This window comes from Pseudoduganella sp. GW821-FHT12E03, assembly GCF_058807115.1.
Window position 1 is genome coordinate 80,988 of sequence record NZ_JBXAQJ010000012.1, and the last position, 18,310, is coordinate 99,297.

Below are 18,310 nucleotides of genomic sequence, written 5' to 3' on the forward strand. Positions count from 1 at the left end.
GCGGAAGCGGCCCCATTTTCTGTGCAAGACTTAATCGTCGTGCGCGGCGTTCTCCACGAACACCACCGTGGTGCGCGGCGGGATCGTGAACGACCCCGTCGCCGCCTCATATTGCGCGGTGCGCGCCAGGCGGTCCGCCCCGGACTTCAACTGCACCTTGTGCACCTTCAGTTTGCGGCCACGCAGTTCCGGCAACAGCACCGTCTTCGCCACCTTGTCCACGTTGAACAAGGTCACCACCGACTTGTACTTCGCGCCGTCGTAGCGCTGTGGGTGCTGGCCATCGATGCTCATGGCGATCACGCCCGGGACCTGCTGCGGCCCGGTGTTGTGGAAGCGCAGGCGTTCCGACACATCCTTGGCCGTACGCAGGCGGAACAGCGACGTGTCCTGGCGGATCGCCAGCATGTCGTTCATATAGTCGCGCGCGTTGACGATGGCTTGCGTGTCCGGCTTGATCAGCGCATTGGTGAGAATCGGCGACATCAGGCTCCAGTTGGACTGGTTGACGCCGGCGATTGGCAAGCCCACGCCGAAGTTATTCGCGCCATAGCTGTAGTCGAGGCGGTTGAACCAGTCGCCCGCGTCATAGCTGTCGCGGTCGAGCGACTTTGAGCGCAGGATTTCCTGGCCCGCGTGCAGGAAGGGAATACCCTGCGACAGCACGGTGATGGCGGCGCCCAGGTTTTGCACTTTGACGCGCTCGGCCAGCGGCGTGTTTTGCGGCAGCTTGAAGGCGTTGATGTCGAACAGCGTCTGGTTGTCGTGCGCTTCGATGTAGTTGATGGTTTCCGACGGGTTGGCGGCAAAGCCGGCGCGCTGGCCGAAGTAATCGATGTCCGCATTGGTCCGCAGATTGCCGAAACGGTCCGTGAAGCGGTAGTCGCGCAGGGTGCCGGACAGGCCGACTTTCACCAGGTCGCCCAGGCGCAGCAAGTCATCCTTGCTTTGCGCGGCGCGCGCATTCGGGTCGTAATACGCGCCGTTGATGAAGCCCTGCTGGCTGATCAGCGCCTCGCCGCCATCGCAGCAGCCGCCGCCCCGCACCGCGTCGCGCAGGCGGTCGTTGAACGAACCGATGCCGGAACCGAACATGTTGGCCTGGCGCGCCTGCACGAAGCGGGCGTCATTGCCGACCGTGCCGAAGTTCCATGCTTCGCCGTAGATATAGATGTCGCGGCCGGCCGCGCGGTTGACGGCGGTTTGCAGCCGGTTCATCACGGCGAGGGGGGTGAAGCCCATGATGTCGAAGCGGAAGCTGTCGACCTTGTAATCGCGCACCCACATGCTGGCCGTGTCGATCATCAGCTTGGCCATCATGGTGTTTTCCTGCGCGGTGTCGGCGCAGCAGCTGTCGTTGGTGATGCCGCCGTTATTGTTGAGGCGGTAGTAATAGGTCGGCACGATCTTGTCGAGCACCGACAACGGGCCCTGCTGCGATGCGCTGGTGTGGTTGTACACCACGTCCATCGTCACGCGCAGGCCTTCGTCGTGCAAGCCCTTGACCATGGCGCGGAATTCGCGCACGCGGGCCGCGCCGTCATTGGCGTTGCTGGCGTAGCTGCCTTCCGGCGCGCCATAGTGCACCGGGTCATAGCCCCAGTTGAAGCAATCGAGGCCGCGGGACTGTTCGACGGCCGCTTGCTGCGAGGTGGAATCGGCGGCGGCGGCTGGAATCGCCGGGGTGGCGCAGCCGGCTTCATTGACGCTGGCGAAATCGAAGGCCGGCAGCAGGTGCACGTGCGACAGGCCGGCTTCGCGCATGCCGCGCAAATGGCGCATGGCGTTCGAGCGGCTGTCCGTGAAGGCCAGGTATTTGCCGCGATGCTCCAGCGGCACGCTGCTGTCGCTGGCGCTGAAGTCGCGCACGTGCAATTCATACAGCGAAATGTCGGCCGCGTTGTCCAGTTTGGGAATGCCGTGGTGGTCCCAGCCATGGGGTTTCATGGCCTGGCTGTCCAGGTTGGCGATGAAGCTGCGGCCGCTGTTGGCATTCGTGCTGACGGAATACGGGTCGGTCACGGTGTTGGTGACGATGGTGTTGTTGGCCCAGCGCGACAGCACTTGCACGTCATAGGTGTAGTAGTAGCGGTTGGTCAGCGACGCATCCGGCGCCGTATAGCGCCACACGCCGCTGGCCGCGTCGCGCGTCATCGCCACCCGGCGTACGCGCTCGCCGCTGGCATCGGCATACAGGTTCAGGCTGACGGCTTTCGCGGTCGGCGCCCAGACCCGGAAGGTCGGCACGTCACGGCGGTCGAACGTGACACCCAGTTCCGCGTTGGCCGCTTGCGGTGCGAAGACCGTGTCGAGCATGCCGCTCAGTTGCAGCGAAGTCACTTGCATCAGCTTGCCGTTGCCATCGAATTGCGCGATGGCGAACTGGCCGGAGGCTTTCGACGCCACGCTGGCGGCATCCTGCGCGGACAAGGCCAGCGCGGTGGCGCCCGCCAGGTGCGGGTATTTCGTGTTCAGTGCGGCCGGCAGGGATGGCGATGCCGTCAAGTCCATGGCGCTGTCGTAACCCGTCACGCCGGTGACGTCCGAACCCAGGCCGCCGTTGGCCGCGTAATACAGTTTATAGCTGCCGCTGGCGGGCACGCCGGGCCAGGCCAGCGTGTTCGCGGACAGCCAGTGCGCATTGGCCTGGTTCAGGTTGCCGTAGCTGATGGCGGGCTGCGTTTTGTAGACCGTGCAATCGCCGTCCAGCATCCACACTTCCTGGCCTGCGGTGGCGATATCGGCATTGAAGTTGGCGCCCTGGTCGGCGCCGCAATTCTTGTTGCCGCTGCCATCGGTGACCAGGAACCAGATCGCGGACTTGGCGGTGTTGACGGGGATGTCGACGTAGCCGCCGAAGCTGTCCGTGCCCGTCATCATGAAGCGGGTGGTGATCCAGGCGGAACTGGGGTTGACCGGACCATCCCACGAATACACGCCCCACTGCGCTTCGTCGCCCTGCGTGCGGTGGAAGTGCATGCGGATCGAACCGGGCGCCACCGGCGCCACAGCGGCGGCGGCCGCGCTGGCGCTGGCCGACGCGGTATTGCCCATGCGGACCTTGCCCGCGTCCGCACTGTCGCTGCCGGCGCCGCACCCGGCCAAGGTCGCCAGTGCACCGCAGACCGCGACTACAGAAATTTTTGTAGTGAAACTACTGTTGTATTGCATGGTTTGTCTCCCTGATTTTCGTTGTTTTCGCCACTATACATTGGTTTGTAGTCGGGTTTTATGAGGCGTGCAGGACGGGTGTGTAATATTACTACGCGATTGCTGTCGTCTTGCAAACGATTTGTATTAATGTTGTGTAAACGAAAAAAGCTGGCGCGCGGATGGCCAGCCAGGCCATATCGGTGACGTTTCCATGGCTGAGTTATGCAAGGAATTGCCGGACATGTGGGTGCGGCAGCATCGCGCCGCCGTTGACCATCTGCCATCGTTACGCTACTGTGAAGCAATATCGAGGAGGGCGTTTTGCTCAAGCAACTCTTTGCCTGTTGCGTATTGGCGCTGACTGCCACGGCGCCCCATGCCGCTCAGCCGGAGTGTGGCACGCTGGGGCTCGCCTTTTATGAGCTGGGGGCGCTGTATTACCAAAAGCCCGACGGTGGCTGGGCCGGCATCGACAAGGATATCGTCGACGAACTGGAAAAGCGCACGGGTTGCCATTTCCAGGCCACGCTGGAATCGCGCGTGCGAATCTGGACCCAGTTATCGACGGGCAAGCTCGATATGTCGGTGTCCGGCATCCCAACCCCGGAACGCGAAAAGTTCGCCCGCTTCGTGCCGTATTTCGCCACCCGTAACTATGTCTTGCAGCCGAAAGGCTTGCCAGCCGCCGCCGCGACGGCGGACGGCTTCCTGGCCAATCCGGACTACAAGGTCGCCGTGGTGAAAAGTTTCAAGCATGGGGCCGATTACGATGCGTGGCTCGACAAGTTGCGCGCGCAGGGCCGCGTGTTCGATGCCCCGGATTTCCGCGCCGTGGTGCGCCTGCTGAAGATCGGCCGGGTGCAGGCGGTGCTGGCGCTGCCGACCAGCTGGGTTCCGGTGCTGGAGCAGGAAGGCATGACCGGCGACGTGCGCGTGCTGGACTGGTCGCCGAAAGACAGCGTGCCGCATGGCCTGATCCTGTCGCGTGAACGGGTGCCGCTGGTGACGGCGGAGCGCTTCGCCAAGGCAATCCAGGAAATGCGCGATGACGGCACCCTGCTGGCCATCTTCAAGCGCCATGTCGGTGCGGACATGGCGGCGGCGCTGTTGAATTATTGACGGCGCAATTAATCCGAGGTGACGTCGAGCACCCGCCACGTCATTTCAGGGGCAAACGGTAACAGCACCGCCATGCCCACGGCCCACTTGCCGAGATGGGCGCGGTCGATATTGTCGGCCTGCGGGATTTCCGTGCCTTCCAGCCATGGCATGTTCGATGCCATCACGCGCCAGTGCGCGCCTTTTTTCAGCACCGTGAATTCGCTCCACGGCGACGACAGCGGATCGGCCTGGTCGTAATGGTCGTCGGGCCGGCCGCAGGCCCAGGCCATCCACAAGTCGCCCGCGATCAGGTAAGCGATGGCGCCCGCGTGCGGGTCTTCCAGCCGCACGGCGGCCATGGGGCCGGCCGCCACCCGTTCCCAGTCTTCTTCATAGCTGCCGTCATCGGCGGTTTCGTGCAGCGCATCGTCGCTGTCAAAGCGCATCCAGCCGGCGTCGGTGGCGTCGCTGATCCAGGGAAAGGCGATTTCAGGCTGCCATTCGCAGTGGTTGCCGTCCACCACCGTGGTGCCGGCAAAGCCGGTCTGCGCGCCGAAACGCGACAGCTGGTGGGGTAAATATTTGACGATGTGCGTGCGGCTGGCCGGGTCGGGGCGGTCGATGGGAATACGCAGGTCGATGTGGAAACGGGCAGCCTGGAACCACCACACTTGCGTGGTGGTGTCCGTGCTGCCGTTGCTGCGCCGGATGCCGGTCCGGCGCCACAAACCCTGGTAAGTCGACGGAACGGTCATCAGCGTAAGTCGTCCGTGTAATAGTAAACCGTGCCGCGGATGGCGGACGGGAGCGCATTGAGTGCCGCAGCGAGCGCGTCCGCATCGGGTTCCGACACGCCGTTTTTGGCGATCGAGACCGGCAAAATGGAAGCGCGTGCAGCTGCGCGGTACGAAACAATATGATCGAAATCAGGGCGGCTGTCGATCTCCTTGATGAGGTAGCGTTGCGTACCGTTGCCAACTTGCACATAACGGGCCACGGCGCGGGTTTTCACCTCGGGCGACAACTTCCGGAACAACAATACCTTATCGATGACAACGGTGGCGCTCCGGTACACGGTTTGGCCACCCTGCTCGAAATGGCCCAGCACCAGGTCCGCCTGGAAGCGCTGCAAGGGCGCCGGGGCGCCGGGCTGCAGCCGGTCCAGCTCGAACTTTTCCGGCGCCACGGTCCACAGGGCGGTTTTGCCGTCCAGGCGTTGTTTGACGGCCGCGTCGAGGCGGGGATCGGCCAGGCGCACCTGCAGCACCACCTGGTAATCGTGCGGCGCATGGAACATCGGCAAGTGCGAGGTGTACAAGCCATCTTTGCCGCCAAACAGGGCCATCCCATGTTCGCCGTAGGTGGGGCCTTGCGCGGGCGCGGGCGCGGCTGCCATGACGGCCGGGGCGGCCAGCAGGGAAAGGGAGATCAGGAAGGTTTTCATGCGGTAATGGTAGGGTGGTGTTAGTGTCGCGTAAAGCAACTTAAATTCACTTTTAATGTCCTATCTGGAAACATGAACCTCACTGACTTGCGCATCTTTGTCAGCGCCGCCCGCCAGCCCACCTTGAGTGACGTGGCGCAGGAAATGCATTTGACGCCGTCCGCCGTCTCGAAAGCGTTGCGCCGCCTGGAAGACAGTTTAGGCAAATCCTTGTTTGACCGCAGCGCGCGGCAACTGGTGCTCAATGCCAGCGGCGCGCTGTTGTTGCCGCGTGCACAGGCGCTGCTGGCGATGGCGGAACAGGCCAGGGCCGATGTGCAGGGCGACCACGCCGTCATCGATTGCCGCATTGCCGGCCCGGCCATCCTGTTGTGGCGCTATGGCGACGCCCTGGCCGGCGGCTTGCGCCCCTATGCGCAAGCGAGCCTGCACCTGCAAGCGATGTTTGAAGACGAGGCGCTGGCGTCACTGGCGCGGGGCGACGCGCATGCGGCCATCGTGACGGGCGAAGTACTCGATGGCAAGGGGGCGCACTGGTCGGAGGCATGGGACACCGTGCCGCTGGGCGTGCTGGCGCAACACCTGGTGGCGGGGCTGGGCCATCCGCTGGTGCAGGCGTTGCAGTCTTTGGCGGGCCCCCGGGCGCAACGCGTCGTTGAGCGGGGCGGCAACGCCGGCATGGCGGGCGGGCGCTTGCGCGCCACGGCCGCCCAGGTGCTGCAGCATGAATTTGCCTGCCCGTCCCATTCCCTGTTTTGCGGCGAGGGGCGTGGCGCCCGGTCGGACGGCTGGCGCGATGACCAGTTGCCGCGCAAAATCCGCTATTGGACGGACGACCTGCAATTGTTGCTGGCGTTCGTGAAATCCGGCGCGGCGCTGGCGTATTTGCCGGAGTTTGCCCTGAACGATCCGGCGCTGGTGCGTATCGACGTGACCGACGCGGCATTTACCTGCCAGGAACAGGCTGCGCTGGTGTATGACGGCGAGCGGGCGCCGGCGTGGCTGCGGCAACTGGCGCGGCAGTGCGGTGATGGGTGATCGCTTATCGCTCATCGCCCGCACGCTTGACTGCCCCGCGTACCCATCTATAGTGAAATCATAGCAAGGACCATTTGCCATGATTTCGCCCATCAACCCGTTGCCCGGATACACCGTCTACCAGCCCCAGGCGGTGGATGAAACCGGTAATGACAATGCGCTGTTGCCCACGCTGGCGGTCAGCCTGTCGGAAAATGCCAGCGTGGTGGCGACCCTGGGCGGCGCGAAATCATCGACGCAGGTGTACACGGCGGCCGGCTTGCTGAGCACCTTGCAACAAGCCGGCACCTTGCCCGGCGCGCCGGTCATCCCCGACGAAGGAACGTACCGGCAAGGCGATGCGCAGTTGCTGCAAAACCAGCAAATCGCCGCCACCCTGGCGCAGTCGCCGCAAACGTCGGGTGCTTACACTGGTGCACCGCTGTTGCCCACTTTAAATGGCGCGCCCATGGCAGCTTCGTGGGCCCAGGCGTTGAAAGCCCGGCCGGGACTGGCCAGCACGGCCGTGGCCAACGCGTATAACCAATCTATCGTCAGCTCTTTCAGCACCTACGCCTAACCGGCACGGCGCCGGCATGCGCGCCACGTTGTCGGATACGTACTTTCCCCGAAGAATTTTCGACTGCTTTTCGCTAGACTCGGTTCAATGAAAAACCTCAATATCGGCGTCCGCCTGGCTGGCGGCTTTGGCCTCGTCTTGCTGCTTGCTTTGTTAATGCTGTGGACCGGCATGCGCCACATGCAAACCGTGGCGGACGCCACGCGCGACATGATGCGGCAGCCACTGGCCAAAGAACGCATGATCGGCGACTGGTACCGTTTAATTCACACCAGCGTGCGCCGCACCACGGCAATTTCGAAAAGTGCGGATCCGGCGCTGGGGCCATACTTTGCCGCGGAAGCGGCAGCGTCGACCAGCCAGGTCAATGCCTTGCAACAGCAAGTTGAACCGCTGTTGGACAGCGCCGCGGAAAAGGCGCTGTTCGAACGCATGAAGGATGCGCGCAAGCGTTACCTCGCGGACCGCGACGCCATCGTCGCGCTGAAAAAAGCAGGCAATCTGGCGCAAGCCGATGCGCTGCTGGAACAGCAATTCATTCCGGATGCGAAAGCCTATCTCAATGCACTGTCAGGCTTGCTGGAATTGCAGCGCCAGCGCATCGACAGCGATGCCGAACAGATACGCCAGGCCTACCAGAACGACCGCGTGTTCATGCTGGGCTTTGGCGCCGTGGTGCTGGCGCTGGGCGCGTTGTGCGCGTGGCGCCTGACGGTGGGAATCACGCGGCCACTGCGGCGCGCGGTGGAGGTGGCGTGCGCCGTGGCGTCCAATGACTTGCGCAGTGCGATCGTGGTGGACCGCCGCGATGAGACGGGCCGCTTGTTGCAGGCATTGAAAACCATGAATTGCGGCCTGGCGCAAGTGGTGGCGGACGTGCGTGCCGGTACCGAACAGGTGGCGACGGCAGCCGGGCAGATCGCGGCAGGCAACGCGGATTTGTCGCGCCGTACGGAGCGCCAGGCCGGCAACCTGGAAGAAACCGCTTCGGCCATGGAACAGTTGACGGCCACCGTGCGCAACAACGCGGGCCATGCGCAGCAAGCCAATGCGCTGGCGCTGGCCGCCTCCGGTGTCGCCGAGCGCGGCGGCGCGGTGGTGGGGCAAGTGGTGGCGACAATGGCGGAAATCAACGCGTCGGCACGCAAGATCGGCGACATCACCAGTGTGATCGACAGTATCGCGTTCCAGACCAATATCCTGGCGTTGAACGCGGCGGTGGAAGCTGCGCGCGCGGGGGAGCAGGGCCGTGGCTTTGCCGTGGTTGCCAATGAAGTGCGGACCCTGGCGCAGCGCTGCGCCCAGGCGGCCCACGAAATCAAGGCCCTGATCGATGCATCCGTGGGCAAGGTCGATGCGGGCAGCCGGTTGGTGACGCAGGCCGGGGTGACCATGGGGGACGTGGTGGACAGCATCCGCCAGGTCACCGTCATCATGGCGGACATTACCACGGCCAGCCGCGAGCAAAGTTCGGGGATCGAAATGGTCAATGAGGCCGTGCTGCAAATGGACCAGGCCACGCAGCAAAATGCCGCACTGGTCGAGGAGTCCGCCGGGGCGGCCGATGCGTTGCGCGAGCAGGCCGAAGCGCTGGCGCAGGCGATGAGTGTGTTCCTGCTGGCGGGGGGGGCGGAGCGGCCGGCATTGCGCGCGCTGGCCGGGCCGGGGGACATGCAAGGCACCGGGTTGTACCCACGCCTGGCGGCATAAAACCCGTAGGGCGGTTCGCTTGCGAGCCGCCATGCACGCGTCACCACCAGCCCAGGCCATGCCGTCCTGCGTGCATGGCGGCTTGATACCGCCAATCCGCCCTACGTGGCCCAATCCGCCGGGACCTTGCCGCCACTCGCGGCCAGCTTCGCCATGACCTGTTTGTGCTGCCTGATGTTCATCGAGGCGGAGCCGGCGGTATCGCCGCTGTAATGCAGTTCGCGCGCCAATTCCTTGCGCGCTTCCAGGCAGCCGGCTCCCCGGTCCGTACGCGGTCACACCTTACTGCTCGGTCTCCACCGCAATCATATTGTCGTCCGGTTTGCGGTCGATCAGCTTGTTGTCCGGATCGACCCCCGCCTTGGCGGGACGCCCGGACACCACCACGGTATACACGGATTCCTTCGTGCTGATCCGTTTGCGTTCGCGCAGCAGGCTGTTGCCATCCTTGTCGTCCACCCCGATGTCGATCAGGTCGGCCATCGGCACTTCTTTTTCCGCGCCCACTTCATCGGCGCGCAATTTGCTGGCATGGACCTTGATCGTGACTTCATATTTACCGCCCGGCAGCTTGCGCATGGTGGCGCTCAGCGCGCGGTTATCGTGCAGCACGATACTGTTGAACAAGTCGTCAATCAGGTAAGCCTGTTCCGGCGGCGTAATCTTGCGCAAGCCGTCCACCAGCACCGTCACGCTCGGATACGGCGCGGTATGGAACGCGTACTGTTGCAGCAGGCCGCGCAGCACTTCATTGACCTTGTCTTCGCCGAGGATGTCTTGCAGCTGGTACATCGCCAGGCTGCCCTTGCGGTAGTGGATGTAATCCTGGTTTTCATTGTCGGCCAGCGGCAATTCCTTGCTGTTTTCCAGCGCGCGGCCCAGCAGGTAGCGGTCCAGGTCATAGCGCAGGAAGCGGCGCATGCGGTCCGGGCCGAACTGCTTTTTCATGACCATCAGCGCGGAATATTCGGACAGGGTTTCCGACAACACGGTGGCGCCGCGGGTATTGCCGCCCACCAGCTGGTGCGCCCACCACTGGTGCGCCACTTCATGCGCCGTCACAAAGAACGGGAAATCCACGTCTTTCGGGTTGCGGTCATCGACCTTGGCAATGAAGCCCATCGCTTCCGAATACGGGATCGTATTGGGATACGATTGCGCAAACGCGGCATAGCGGGGGAATTCCACGATGCGCAGGATGCGGTGCTGGTAAGGGCTGAAATGCTTGGTGTAATACTCGAGCGATGCCTTGGCGCCTTTGTTGAAGCGGTCGAGGTTGAATTCGTGGCCCGGGTGGTAATAGATTTCAATGCCCGCATCTTGCCACCAGTCGTGCTTGACCGCGTAGCGGGCCGACTGGAACGCATAAAAGTTCAGGATCGGTTTATCCATCTTGTAGTGGAAATAGCGGCGGCCGTTGGCCCGCCACTCTTTTTCCAGGATGCCGGGCGCCACGGCGGTCTGGTCCGGCGCGGTGCTGACCACCGCGTCGAACGTGACCCAGTCCGCATCGGTGCCGATGTAATTGTTGGCCAGGCCCTTGGGGTCGTCACGCGGCAGTGCCCGTTCCTGCGCCGGCAAACCATGCTTTTTGCGGTCGCGCGGGTCGCGTAATTCCATCACCTGCTGATAGCCGATATGCGGCAATAAGCTGTTGTTGAAGAAGGTGCCATTGCCGATCACCGGCAAGTCCTGGCCCAGGCCGAACAAGCCTTTTGGCGCATACACCAGCTCAAAATCCAGCGGCAGTTTCGCGCCCGGCGCCAGTGGCGACGACAGCGCATAGGTCGAGAATCCCAGCGCATGGTCGGCCCGGACCAGTTTGGCCACCTGGCCGAAGCGCAGCGGCTGCAGGGTGGCGCGGGTGTCTTGCGTGACGTGGATTTCCGTCAGCGGCCGGGTGCTCTTGTTTTCCAGGACGTAGTGGCCTTTGACGCGCAGGGTGCGCTGTTCCGGCTCGATCGCCACGCCGAGGCGCACATCGGTGATGCGCGGTTGCGGCGCATCGGCCAGCGCCTTGTATTTGCGCTCGTAATCGGCGCGGTCCGCGTCGACGCGATAGGCCGACTTGTAATCGCCCGCCACCTGCAAATCATAGAACAGCACGCTGCCGGCGCCGGCAAAGATGGTGGCGGCCAGGGCAAACGTCGCCAGCACCGGCAGGGTCAGGCCGTGGCGCGCCAGTTGTACGCGCTGGCGCCATTCCAGGTTGCTGCCACGGGCCCAGAACAGCACCGACAGCACCACCAGCGCCAGCGCCGCGCCGCTCCAGTACAGCAGGAACCAGCGTTCGCGCAGCAGGAAGTGGCCATAGCCGTTCATGTCCGAATACACGAATTCCGGTGTCATGCCGTACACCAGCATCGGGTGGTCGAGACCTAGGGCGGACGCCGTGATGGTGGCCGCGTAATACAGGATCATCGCGAAGTACGCCAGGTACTTGTGGTTGATCAGCACTTGCAGCGCGATGGCCAGCACCGCCACCAGCGCATATTGCGGCCACTGGACCAGGAACAGGTTGTGCAGGTACAGGCCGGGCTGGAGCTCGAAGTAACCTTTGAACAGCTGGATCAGCATGCCGCACACCATGACCACCACCAGCAGCAAGCCCTGCAAACCGATCAGGCCGAACAGGCGCGCCAACAGTGGCAACCAGTTCGGCACCGGCATGGCGTCGAACATTTGCGCGGTGCGGTTTTCCCGTTCGCGCCACACCAGTTCCCCCGCATAGAAGGTCGTGATGACCAGCATGAACAGGGTGAACATTTTCGTGATTTGTTCCAGCACCAGGTAAGTGACGGGATAGGTTTTCACGCCCATGGTGTGCGGATCGAGCGCGGTGGCGAACATCAGCAGCACGCCGGCCAGCACGATCACGGCGAAATACACGTTCTTGACGGTTTCACGCAAGTTCAGCCAGCTGTTCCGCAGCAGCAGCAAGCCCAGGCTGCGGGCCTGGAAATCCGGTTTTTCGCGGGTGCCGGCCGCCGTGGCGGACAGGCGCTGCGGTTCTTCCCCTTCGTTGCGGCCGGCGTTGCGGCCACTGTCGATGGTGGCGACAAAGTGAAAGCGCCAGTAGCCCAGCAGCAAAGTCACCAGCGCAAAGGTGGTCCAGATCAGCCGGTTGACCAGGTACACGCCCTCCGGCAAGACCAGGCGGGTATTGCGTTCGGCGATTGGCCAGTATTCGGTCAGGCGGATCACCGCCGTGGTGCCGAACGGGTCGATCAGCGCGGCCAGGGTTTTATAGTCGAGGTCACGCGCCAGGCCCGGCGCCACCAGGTAGCCGATCAGCATGACCACGCTGCTGATATACACCGGCAACATGCGGCGCGTCAGCGCGGCCACCACGAAGAACACCGCGCCAAAGATAAAGATGTTGGGCAGCAGCGTGAAACCATACGGGATCAGCCAGCTGGCCAGCGGCGTGGGGCCGAGCCGCTCGGGATCGATGCCGGGAATGAAGGTGCCCAGCCACGCGCCCAGCAAGATACTGGAAAACACCACGGCCAGCGCAAACGCGGCGCCGAAGAAGCGGCCGAACATGTACTGGTACTTGCGGATCGGCGCGCTGAAGAAGAAGTGGTGCATGTCATATTCGAAGTCCTGCTGCACCGAGCGGCCCACCATGGCGGCAATCACGATCACGCCCAGGCAGCCCAGCAGGCTTGTGGTCAGCAGGATGGAGCGGGGCGCGTTGATGGCCACCCGGCCGCCGAACGAGACCATGGCTTCCTTGAACACCCCGCCGGCGGCCGCCATCCACAACATGGCCAGCAGCATGAACATGCCGAAATACACCCAGGTGGACAACAGCTTCAGGCGCTGGCGGGCTTCGAAATAAGCGATGTCGAACATACGCGGCTCCGCTTATTCGCAGCGGTCGGCCGCGTGGTGGCGGCCGGTGATGGTGGCGAAATACAGGTCTTCCAGGTCGCCGATGGCTTCCTCGAACCCGTCGCCCGGATCATCGTCGCTGTAGACGTGAATCAGGGTGCGGCCGGACAGCAGGCGGGTGGAAATGACCGCATGGCGGGTCTGGAATTGCTGCAAATCGCGCTTGTCAATGAAGCGCGCCCAGATCTTGCAGCTGACATCGTCAATCAATTGCTGGGTGGCGCCGGCCACCAGCAAATGGCCCTTGTTGATGATGGCCATGTTGGCGCATAGGTCGGCCACGTCGCTGACGATGTGGGTCGACAGGATCACGGTGCGGTCGTCGCCGATATCGGACAACAGGTTATGGAAGCGCACCCGTTCCTGTGGGTCCAGGCCCGCCGTCGGTTCATCGACGATGATGAGTTTCGGGTCGCCCAGCAGCGCCTGGGCAATCCCGAAGCGCTGGCGCATGCCGCCGGAAAACGTGCCGAGTTTTTGATGGCGCACTTCGAACAGGTTGGTTTGCTGCAGCAGGCCATCGACCACTTCGCGGCGGCGGCCCCGGTGCGACAAGCCTTTCAGGATGGCGAAGTGGTCCAGCATTTCATAGGCGGACACTTTCGGGTAGACCCCAAAGTCTTGCGGCAGGTAGCCCAGCAGACGGCGGATTTCGTCTTTTTCATCGAGCACGTCGAGGTCGCCGAAAAACACGGAACCCGCATCGCATTCCTGCAAGGTCGCCAACGTCCGCATCAGGGTCGATTTGCCGGCCCCATTGGGGCCCAGCAAACCGAACATCCCGGTGGGGATCGTGAGCGAAATATTGTCCAAAGCCACGACACCGTTGCTATAGGTTTTGGACAAATTGCGGATGCGTAATTCCATGCTGACTCCTGTTGTGCCCTGCTGCGTTGCAACACCGACTACCACTTTTCAATGTTCGCATTGTATTGAATTTGCGACACAGCGGTTGCCTCATTGCGACAGTCAGCGGAATCCGACCGCCAGAACGTAATAATTCCGGGCAGGGCGGTAGGAGTAATCGGAATTTAATTTCGGAAAAGTACTTGCTCGCGCGTGAACCACCAGCGGCACAAGGCCAGCAGGGCGCCGGCGGTGACGGTGGTGGAGGCCAGGATCACGGCAAACATGCGGTAATCCATGGTGCCTTTGACCAATTCCTTCATGGCCAGCGACACGTTGGTCAGCGGCACCATGGCCCACATCCAATTCATTTCCACGCCGGGCAACAGCGCCACCATGGTTGGCAGCAGGGTCAGCAGCATCAGCGGTGAAATCAGTCCGGCGGCTTCTTTATAACTTTTCGCGTAAATCGACAGCGACAGCAAAATCGCGGCAAACATGGCGGCGGTCGGCGCCAGCATCAGCGCCACCATGGCCATGTCGCCGGCGTCGATCGATTGCATCATCGCGGCCAGGTCGGCGATGCCGGTCTGGCTGGCGGCATCGGGCCGGCCCAGCGCGGTGGCGCTGGCAATGACCAGCAGCGCGCTCATGCTGCCCACCATCAGCAGCGACGACAGCAGGCCGACCGTAAACAGCACCAGGAACTTGGCCAGCACGATGGCGCTGCGCGGCACGGGCGCCAGCAGCAGGGTTTCCAGGGTGCCCCGTTCCTTTTCCCCCGCGCCCAGGTCGATTGCCGGATACATGGCCGCCATCAGGCAGCCCATCAGCAACAGGTAGGGCAGCATGCCCCCCACCAGCGCGCCGATTTGCTCACGCTTGCCGGCGGTCGAGTGTTCATCGAGGCGGATCGGATTCAAGGCAAAGCGCAATTGCAGCTGGTTCAGGTTCAGCGCGGACAGCGCGCTTTCGCGCAGCTCCGTATTCTGTGCTTCGACCACGGCTTGCACGCGCTTGCGGATCAAGTCCACCATGACCGCGCTGTTATAGTGCAGCACCACCACGGCCTGGCGCTGGCCTTCCAGGCGGTCGCGGTAGCCGCGCGGGATCACCAGCGCGAATTTGATGCGGTCCTGGTCGATGGCCGGGCGGATGTCCGCTTCACTGGCGAGGCGGACTTCGGTGAACCCTTTTTCAGCGGCGAAGCGCTGTGCCAGTTCTGGCGCGTTTTCCTGGCCGAACACCGCGTATGGCAATTGCGCGCGGCGCGCCTTGTCGAACATGGTCGAGGAAAAATAGCCGAAGGCGGCAAAGATCAGTGGCATCGCAAAGATGGGAATCAAGACCGTGAAAATAAACGTTTTCCGGTCGCGCGCCAGCTCCAGGATTTCTTTCAGGTAGATGGTCCACATTGTTCAGGCTTCCCGCTCAGGTGTCACGCTCAGGTGTCACGATTAATCACGCTGACAAACGCATCGTACAAATCCGCGCTGCCGCCCAGATGGCGCAATTCGTTGACCGTGCCGTTAAACTCGGTCTTGCCGCGGTTGATGATGCAGACGCGGTCGCACAGCTTTTCCACTTCATGCAATTGGTGAGTGGAAAAAATCAGCGGCACCCGCAGCGCCTTGTAGCCGGCAATAAAGTCCAGCAGGATTTTCGCGGACATGACATCGAGCCCGGTGGTCGGTTCGTCGAGGATGACGAGGCGCGGCTCATGCACCACCGTGCGGGCAATCGCGCATTTCTGCTTCATGCCGGTCGACAGCTGGTCGGCGCGCTTGTGCGCGTATTCCTGCATGCCGAGCAACTCGAACAATTCATCGCAGCGGCGCGCCAGGTAGGGCGCGCTCATGCCGTGCAGGCGGCCAAAGTATTCGACGTTTTCACGCGCCGTCAGGCGGCCATACAAGCCGGTGGAACCGGACAGGAAGCCGATTTGCTGGCGCGCGGCCAGCGGATCCTGTAATAAATCGACGCCATTGACCCAGGCATGGCCGCTGTCCGCGGTCAATGCGGTGGACAGCAGGCGCAGGGTGGTGGTCTTGCCGGCGCCATTGGGCCCCAGCAAGCCCAGCACTTCGCCGGCCGCGCAGCTGAAGCTGACGTCGCGCACGGCGTGGAACCAGCCATCGTGGTCGCGCGGGTCGCGCGCCTGGGGCGGCTTGCCCTTGGCGGCAGGCAGGGGAAAACGCTTGGCCAGGTTGCGGACGTCGAGCATGCGGTGGCCCTGTTGTTGATATGGTTGCAAGATTAGCACGCCGAAATTCTGGCTCGCAAGAAGCAAACCCGTTATAGTTTTTCCCCATGAAGAAACCGAATGCCTATCTTGACACGGCGACACAGGAAAAAGTCCTGGCCGTGACCCGCAGCGGCGTTGGCCGCGATGAAGCCACCGGGTTTTTCCGCGTTGCGCTGGGCTTGCACTACCTGGCCGGCCTGATGACCAAGGAAAAACTGGATTTTGCCGCGCTGGACCGCGAATACAACCGCTTTATCTATCACGCGATCGGCAAGGGCCACAGCATCACCAGTATCTTGCAATACATGAGCGGTGAAAAAGTCATCCGGGTGGTGGATTCGCCGCGCTTTTTGCAGGCCTTCGATGCGCATTGCAATGAAGTACCGGTGCAAAACATCCCATTCCTGCTGGGACTGAATCTGGGCGTGGCCAAGGATTTGTCCGGCATTGACGTGCGGGGCGCGGTGGCGGACTGGATAGAAAAGCAGCGCATGCTGCGCGAAGAGGCCGAGTTGGCCGCTCAGGCTCTCAGGGGCGGCTAGCCTGGCGTCATATAATGATGCTTTCCGTATCACGAAGGAACCGCCATCATGTCAGCCAACCGCCACCACCATCCCCTCGACCGCCTGATCGCCAGCGCCGACAAGGCCTTGCGCGTGGTTGCCGGTGTCGCGTCCGCGTCGCGGCCGAGCCCCGCGGTCCATGCGGACGACGCGGTCATGAGTGAGTCCGAGCAGCGCCACGCGGCCGGCCTGATGCGCGTCAACCACGTGGGCGAAGTCATGGCGCAGGCGCTGTACAACGCGCAGGCGCGCTTCGCCAAGAACGAAGAGATCCGCACGCAGTTCGAACTGGCGTCGCGCGAGGAAGAAGACCACCTGGCGTGGACCGCGCAGCGGCTGCACGAACTGGGGTCGCAAATCAGCGTCTTGAATCCCCTGTTTTACGCCGGCGCCTATGCGCTGGGCACGGTGGCCGCCGTGATGGGCGATGCGAAGAGCCTGGGCTTTGTGGTGGAAACCGAAAAGCAGGTGGAAGCGCACTTGGCCAGCCACCTGGAAAAGCTGCCGCCGCAAGATGCGAAATCGCGCGCGATCGTCGAGCAAATGAAGACCGATGAAATCGAACACGGCGAAAAGGCGCAGCAACTGGGCGCGGAAGAGGCGCCGCTGCCGGCAAAAATGGCGATGACGGTGATGGGCAAGATCATGACGTCGACGGCCTATTACATCTGAAGACGACGGCTGAAGGCTGTCGAAAAACTTTACAGTATTTTTATTGGTAAAGTATTATTTCTATTGCGCAATTCCTGTGAAAGTGGCGAATTCGGCTGGAAAACGGCCGGGAGCATGAATAGTTGATGTCGAGAAATTTTACACAGGGGAAATTCTCTCCTGCTAAAATTTTCTGGCATGCAATTTGCTTTTCTTTGGGGTAACTTAATCGCCACCAGGCGAACTACTACTTCCAAGAAAAGGATCACCATGTTGATGTCCAAGCGCCTGCTGTCGAGTTTGTCGTTGAGCCTGCCACTGCTGTTCGCCGCAGGCGCCAGCCAGGCCGCCCTGATCGGTAGCTGGACCTTTGACGGTACCACTCCCCTGGCCGATTCGACCGGCAACTTCGGTAACCTGGAATTGCACAACGCCACCGTCACAGACGGCAAGCTGACCGTCAGCGGCAACGGCACGTCCACCACGGGCTGGGCGCGCGCCGCCAATTACACCGGTCCCGCCATTACCAGCAAAACCATGGTGGTGTGGGCGTCGCTGTCCGGCCTGAGCAACGAAGCGACTGCCGGTTCGCTGATGACCATCGACCGCATCAATTCCGATCAATTTGACGGCCTGGTGTTTTCCGAGCGCCAGAACAACCGTTGGGTGAGCGGCAGCAGCGGTTTTTCGCGCACCCAGGACTTCAATCCGGGCTACGCAGAAACCGGCGTCAACCAGCTGTTTGAACTGGCCTTCACTTACCAGGACATGGGCAATGGTTTGGTGGCGATTTCCGGCTATCGCAATGGCCAGAGTATCGGCAGCTATGTCGCTGGCAACGCCGGCAGCTGGCTGGCGAACGACACGGAAATGCTGTTTGGTATTCGCCACCTGTATGGCGCCAACGGAACCGTCGGCGCGCTCGACGCCGTCATCAGCGAGGCGCGCCTGTACAACACCGCGCTGACCCAGCAGGAAATCCAGGCATTGAACATGGCGACGGTGCCTGAGCCGGCCACACTGGGCATGATGGGCCTGGGCTTGGCCATGCTGGGACTGGCGCGCAAACGCCGCCGCGCCTGATTGAACCAGCCGGCGCGTCG

At 62.6% G+C, this 18,310-nt stretch carries 14 protein-coding genes and 1 pseudogene; 7 read left to right on the forward strand and 8 right to left on the reverse strand.

Features of this window, described 5'->3' with window-relative positions:
* Positions 1-30: 30 nt before the first annotated feature.
* On the reverse strand, positions 31-3,171 hold the full coding sequence (gene pulA / locus AC1RRC_RS26740; RefSeq protein WP_493058649.1) for a pullulanase-type alpha-1,6-glucosidase: 3,141 nt from the start codon (positions 3,169-3,171) through the stop codon (positions 31-33).
* Between the two features lie 303 nt (positions 3,172-3,474).
* Here pulA and AC1RRC_RS26745 point away from each other — a divergent pair, with 303 nt between their 5' ends.
* Positions 3,475-4,272 (forward strand): substrate-binding periplasmic protein, encoded by a 798-nt coding sequence (locus AC1RRC_RS26745; RefSeq protein ID WP_493058650.1) that lies wholly within the window; start codon positions 3,475-3,477, stop codon positions 4,270-4,272.
* An 8-nt stretch (positions 4,273-4,280) separates the two neighbouring features.
* Here AC1RRC_RS26745 and AC1RRC_RS26750 read toward each other — a convergent pair whose 3' ends face one another.
* Both AC1RRC_RS26750 and AC1RRC_RS26755 read right to left on the reverse strand, forming a co-directional pair.
* Complete coding sequence (locus tag AC1RRC_RS26750) at positions 4,281-5,009, reverse strand: hypothetical protein (protein ID WP_493058651.1); 729 nt, start codon at positions 5,007-5,009, stop codon at positions 4,281-4,283.
* Positions 5,009-5,698, reverse strand: a complete 690-nt coding sequence (locus AC1RRC_RS26755; protein WP_493058652.1) for a hypothetical protein — start codon at positions 5,696-5,698, stop codon at positions 5,009-5,011. Before AC1RRC_RS26755 ends, AC1RRC_RS26750 begins: the two co-directional genes overlap by 1 nt.
* A gap of 72 nt (positions 5,699-5,770) precedes the next feature.
* Here AC1RRC_RS26755 and AC1RRC_RS26760 point away from each other — a divergent pair, with 72 nt between their 5' ends.
* The 3 genes from AC1RRC_RS26760 (at position 5,771) to AC1RRC_RS26770 (ending at position 9,005) form a co-directional block, all read left to right on the forward strand.
* Positions 5,771-6,736: a LysR family transcriptional regulator gene (locus AC1RRC_RS26760; RefSeq protein WP_493058653.1), complete on the forward strand. Its 966-nt coding sequence runs from the start codon at positions 5,771-5,773 to the stop codon at positions 6,734-6,736.
* A gap of 79 nt (positions 6,737-6,815) precedes the next feature.
* Positions 6,816-7,295, forward strand: a complete 480-nt coding sequence (locus tag AC1RRC_RS26765) for a hypothetical protein (protein ID WP_493058654.1) — start codon at positions 6,816-6,818, stop codon at positions 7,293-7,295.
* Between the two features lie 87 nt (positions 7,296-7,382).
* On the forward strand, positions 7,383-9,005 hold the full coding sequence (locus AC1RRC_RS26770) for a methyl-accepting chemotaxis protein (protein WP_493058655.1): 1,623 nt from the start codon (positions 7,383-7,385) through the stop codon (positions 9,003-9,005).
* Positions 9,006-9,106: 101 nt separating this feature from the next.
* Here AC1RRC_RS26770 and AC1RRC_RS26775 read toward each other — a convergent pair.
* The 5 genes and pseudogenes from AC1RRC_RS26775 to AC1RRC_RS26795 form a co-directional block, all read right to left on the reverse strand.
* Positions 9,107-9,253 (reverse strand): annotated as a pseudogene (locus tag AC1RRC_RS26775) (DUF3597 family protein); the annotation flags it as partial.
* 34 nt (positions 9,254-9,287) lie between these two features.
* Positions 9,288-12,863, reverse strand: coding sequence for a M1 family aminopeptidase (locus AC1RRC_RS26780; protein ID WP_493058656.1), 3,576 nt, complete (start codon positions 12,861-12,863; stop codon positions 9,288-9,290).
* Positions 12,864-12,875: 12 nt separating this feature from the next.
* Positions 12,876-13,769: an ABC transporter ATP-binding protein gene (locus AC1RRC_RS26785; RefSeq protein ID WP_493058657.1), complete on the reverse strand. Its 894-nt coding sequence runs from the start codon at positions 13,767-13,769 to the stop codon at positions 12,876-12,878.
* A 164-nt stretch (positions 13,770-13,933) separates the two neighbouring features.
* Entirely contained in the window at positions 13,934-15,163 is a 1,230-nt protein-coding gene (locus tag AC1RRC_RS26790) for an ABC transporter permease (protein WP_493058658.1), read from the reverse strand.
* Between the two features lie 29 nt (positions 15,164-15,192).
* Positions 15,193-15,972, reverse strand: a complete 780-nt coding sequence (locus AC1RRC_RS26795; protein WP_493058801.1) for an ABC transporter ATP-binding protein — start codon at positions 15,970-15,972, stop codon at positions 15,193-15,195.
* An 86-nt stretch (positions 15,973-16,058) separates the two neighbouring features.
* Here AC1RRC_RS26795 and AC1RRC_RS26800 point away from each other — a divergent pair, with 86 nt between their 5' ends.
* From AC1RRC_RS26800 to AC1RRC_RS26810, 3 genes are all read left to right on the forward strand, one after another.
* Positions 16,059-16,535: a hypothetical protein gene (locus tag AC1RRC_RS26800; protein ID WP_493058659.1), complete on the forward strand. Its 477-nt coding sequence runs from the start codon at positions 16,059-16,061 to the stop codon at positions 16,533-16,535.
* Positions 16,536-16,583: 48 nt separating this feature from the next.
* Positions 16,584-17,228 (forward strand): 2-polyprenyl-3-methyl-6-methoxy-1,4-benzoquinone monooxygenase, encoded by a 645-nt coding sequence (coq7, locus tag AC1RRC_RS26805; RefSeq protein WP_493058660.1) that lies wholly within the window; start codon positions 16,584-16,586, stop codon positions 17,226-17,228.
* Positions 17,229-17,477: 249 nt separating this feature from the next.
* Positions 17,478-18,290: a LamG-like jellyroll fold domain-containing protein gene (locus tag AC1RRC_RS26810; protein WP_493058661.1), complete on the forward strand. Its 813-nt coding sequence runs from the start codon at positions 17,478-17,480 to the stop codon at positions 18,288-18,290.
* Positions 18,291-18,310 lie beyond the last annotated feature (20 nt).